General features: G+C 65.4%; 3 protein-coding genes and 1 pseudogene. All 4 read right to left on the minus strand.

Annotated elements, in window-relative coordinates; genetic code table 11:
• Nucleotides 1-263, minus strand: a pseudogene (locus FNH05_RS33215) (hypothetical protein); the annotation flags it as partial.
• A gap of 11 nt (nucleotides 264-274) precedes the next feature.
• A complete protein-coding gene (casA, locus tag FNH05_RS33220; protein ID WP_144592812.1) occupies nucleotides 275-1,870 on the minus strand; it encodes a type I-E CRISPR-associated protein Cse1/CasA in 1,596 nt (531 codons plus the stop codon).
• Complete coding sequence (locus FNH05_RS33225; protein WP_144592813.1) at nucleotides 1,867-2,250, minus strand: hypothetical protein; 384 nt, start codon at nucleotides 2,248-2,250, stop codon at nucleotides 1,867-1,869. The genes casA and FNH05_RS33225 overlap by 4 nt, the downstream gene beginning before the upstream one ends.
• A partial coding sequence (cas3, locus tag FNH05_RS33230) for a CRISPR-associated helicase Cas3' (protein ID WP_144592814.1) occupies nucleotides 2,247-4,405 on the minus strand: 2,159 nt, incomplete at its 5' end. The genes cas3 and FNH05_RS33225, both read right to left, overlap by 4 nt.

Genomic DNA, 4,405 nt, shown 5'->3' on the forward strand with positions numbered 1-4,405 from the left:
TTGGGGTGGAGTGCGAACAGGCCGGCGAGCAGCAGCCACACATCCTGCTCGTCTTCCGGCGGGTTATACGGGAACACCGCATCGTAGGCATCGGCTTCCTGGCGTGGTCCGGCGAAACTACGCCGGAGCCGTGCCAGCACCCGCCGCGCTTCGGCAGCGTCGTGCGTGTCGCTGTCCAGCGCATGGTGGTAGCGGTAGAGCGAGTCGACAAACGGTCGTCGACGGCTCTTCCCTGAGGCTGGCTGCCCGGATTGGTTCGTCAATGCGGCTCCTCTCAGATGGCGTAGTGCGCCGTCTCTGCCTCGAACGTCTCGACGAGGTGTTTCAAGCGACCGATGAAGGCGCCGTAGGTCTTGCCGGCCACCGACAGCGCACGGGCTTGTCGGGGTGAAGCGTTGAGCCAGTGTTCCGCAGCGCGCTCCGCGACGTGACGAACGCTGACGCCCCAACGATGTATTGCTGGCGTTTCAGGTCCTGCTGAGATCAGAGCGGCGCTGAGGTCCCGCAGAAAACGAGTGAAAGGCTCATTCAGGTGGGGCCAGTAGGCGAGGTCGAGGTCCCCCGTGAACTTGGCTTTGGTGTTCTCGGACTGAAATCCCTTCCAGTAAGCGGTCTCCATTTCACTGAGAGCGCTACCGACGTTGTCGGCGAGGGTGACCGCGAACCCGATCAGCCGCCCGATGCGACTGTCACGGGCGCGCAGCAACGCCACCGGCGCGGGAACCTCTTCTTCCGCCCACCACTCGATCGCCCCTTCGCGGCGTTCTGCGAGCTGCTGACCGATCACCCGCAGCGTGAACTCGGCGTCTTCAGCCAGGTGGAGATCGTCCATGCGCTCCGACAGCTCGTCCAGTGTGCGTGGGCGCTCCCGGTCGGGGTCTCCGGCCAGCAGCAACTCGCGGCTGTGCCGCCACACCCCTCGACGTTGCTTAAGACGGACCGCAAAGAAGAGGCGGGGTTTCTTACTGTTCCGTGGAGCGGGCGGGCGCTGGAAAGCGGCCATCAGCTCCAGATGCCGCAACTCGCCACGCAGCCGTGTTCCCGGGGTGATGACCACACCATCAACTGCCGTGCCCTCACCGCTGGGTCGTGTGAAGAGCAGCACCCGCCGCGATGGCCAGGTCAACACATCCGTCCAGCCCCTCGGCGTACGTTCAACCGGCTTGGGATCCGGCGGGTCCTCGTCTTCCCACGCGGGGTGGTCTCCTGGGGTCGTCATCGCCGGCAGTTCCGCTTCGGGCTCGTAGACCGGCATATTCAACAGCAACGTTTCCTTTAGGGTGGATCCCTCAACCACCACACAGCCGAACATGTTGCCCGGCGCCTTTTCGGAGGATTTGACCGATTGGTAAGGCGTTTTCGTGCCGCCCGTGTCGTAGGCCTGCACGGTCACCAGCCAGCATGCCGCCTCCGCAGGCGACAGCAGCGGCCGCTCCCTCGCCGTGGTGTGATCGAATAACGTAGCGTTGTTGCCCGTCGCTCGAAACGCGACGAGTTTCACCGCGCTGGACTTGGTATGCGCGGCCAGCGCGGGACACTGCAGGAACGGCCGTTGCGGGTCGAAGAGGTCGAACCGTCCCGGCCACCCGGCGACATAGCTCTGCAGCGGCTCTGGGGGGAACCGGTCCGCTTTCCACAGAGTCTCCCATTCATGGTTGTCCGGGGGGCCGTAGGCACGGTGAGCGAACGCCAGTACGAGCCGGTACAGGGCGGCGGTCATCGGCGGTGTGAAGCCGGCAATGCGCCGCAGTTCATGCGCTCGTAGCAGCAGCTCGGCCAGCCCCACCTCGCCCGGTTCATCATTGAGGTCGATCACGGGAATCCACGGTTCGTGCAGCAGGTCGAAACGTGGCGAAGCGGACGCCGTCACCTGTCACCTTCCTCGTCGGCACGCAGGCCGACCACCGGGTCGTAAACCAGAACGACGCCACCGACATGGCATCGTTGATCGTGCAGAATCACACCCCGCTGGTGTCGCGACCACGGCGTGGCTCGAAATGCCGGTGGAACAGGCATGCGGCGCAACACCTCCAGAACGCGAGCCGAGACGTCCTCGGGGGCGTGCAAGGTGACGGTCGCGTCCGCCAGTTCCGCGCACACCTCGCCAGCCAGCGGCTGTGGGCTGGTCAGATCCACGACCATGCCTCCGCCCACAGGGACAGCGGCCTGGTCCTCGCCGTGGAAGAGCACAACATCGATAGCATCACCATCCATAAAGGACGAATGGTCGTCAGCATTAAGGTCGGTCATCGCCTTTTCCCGCTGTCCTTCCTCGTCCGGCTTGCGCTGCCCGGACGCACCGTTAAGTCAGCGAGTCGGACATGCGCCGTCACCAGTGGCAGAAACACCTCGGCAGCAAGCCGATCATCATTCGTGAGGGCAGCGTCGCGTTTCTTGCGCGCCGCATCCCAACGGGCCTCCCACCCAGGCGGGCACGGGATCACGTCGTCAGCGCCATACACCAGATCAACCAGCTCCGACACGTTCTCCGGGGACGTCAGCTCCGGCTGGTCTCGGAGCACGGCCCAGGTACGCAACAACAGGAAATCGGCATACACAGTCACTGTATACGCGGGGAAACGCGGTCCCCTGTCCGTGTCCTCAACACCGGTGATGGCCAGCACGGGCGGGGTCTGCTCATCGATGGGGCGGTGCCGCCACAGCCGGCCCATCCGCTGGATCACGCTGTCGATCGGGGCGAGATCGCTGGCCATCGCATCGAAATCAAGATCGAGGCTCTGCTCCAGTACCTGCGTGCCGATGACGATCGCCCGCGCCGGGCGCGCCCCGCCTGGGCCGAAATACTGACGAAGCAGGTCTTCGCGTCGCCGACGCTCCTTGGGAGTCAGCTTCCCTGTGACGGTAATGAGTTCCGGTCGTTGGTCATGCGGCAGGGCCTTGATCAAGGCTACGAGGTGTTGCTCGGTCTCGGTGACCCTGCGCACCAGGTTGTGGATCACGACCGCGCATCCGCCGCCCTTGACCTGTGCCAGCGCCCATTCCGCCGCGCCGTCCATCCCGAGGTGCGCGATTCGCGCCCGGCGCTTCTTGTTGAGCTTCGACACTGCAAATGGTGGCTCAACGTGGTGAGTACGCCCATCGGACCAGGTCAGCCTCGGGTACGTCGCGGTGCTCGTCACTGGAGGCACCTTGGTGGGTACCTGGCCCGTGGCACCGGCCGACCAGGCCTGGACCAACTCCGCGCGACGCTGGGAGGGCAGGGTGGCCGACAGCAACACCACGGACACCCCCAGCCTGCCCAGCCACGTCAACAGCCGGTCCAGCAACCTGGACATGTAGGTGTCGTAGGCGTGGACCTCATCCACCACCAGCACTTTGCCCGATAACGCGGTCAGCGCCACATACACAAACCTCGACCGGATCGCGGCCTTCAACGCCTGATCCACCGTGCCCACACCGACTGGTGCCAACAGCCCCCACCGGCGAACCAGCCAGTCCGCTGCGACTGCCGCTCCGTCGTCATCCTCGTGCTCGTCCCGGCCGATGTCCGCCAGGTGCTCTTCGGCGCTGCTGTGCAGCAGGCGCGCCCGTAGATCTGCGGCGTGCCGATTCAGAAATTTCCGAACCTCTCCGAGGGCCTGGTTGCTGGTCGCCTTGGTCGGCATCCCGTGAAACAGGCCCGACAGGCTCTGTTGTCGCACGACGCTCGCTGACCACTGCCAGCTGGCCTTCGTCTTCCCCTCACCTGTAGGGGCTTCCAACACAAGAATGGACGGGCGATCCTGCTTCTGCGCCAGGACCTCGACCGCCTCCTGCGCAGGTCGCGGATCTTCCTTGAACAAGCTCCGGAAGCTGGTATCAGCCGGCGGATGCCAGCGCACCCAGTCCAGCCCCTCCACAGCTTTGCGGGCAAGCTCCCGCGCCGTGCCGACATACCCAGCCAGGTCGACATCCGCCCCCGCGTAAGGGAACCGTTGCGTCCCTGAGGCGATCCAGTCGGCAACCGAGGTCAGCCCCGCCAGACCGACGGCTCCCGCCAGGTCGAGCCGAACCCGCTCCCACGGCAGCGACGCCGGATCCGGCAGACCCCGAAGAGCCGCAAAGGTCCTGACCATCCACGTTCGCCAGGCCGCCCACCTCGGCCCACCGTGATCATTGATTGCATCACGGGCCTGACGACGGGTCTCGGCGCTCTGAAAGTAGCCGTGATGCCCGCCAAGGGCCCAGGCCAGCCAAGACGAAAACGACGGATCCGCCCCCCACGACCGCACCATCCCATCCAGATGGAACCCGGTCAGTGACCCATGCGGCGTGTCCGTCCGCCCCGTACCCGGCACCGGACGAACCCGGCGCACATCCGCCACGACAGGCTCGCCCAGCAACTCGACCGCCAGGTCAGCGCGCAGAGCCTGAAACCCCGGGGAGAACTTGCCCAGATCATGCA

This window comes from Amycolatopsis rhizosphaerae (assembly GCF_007713715.1).
Lineage (GTDB): Bacteria > Actinomycetota > Actinomycetes > Mycobacteriales > Pseudonocardiaceae > Amycolatopsis_E > Amycolatopsis_E rhizosphaerae.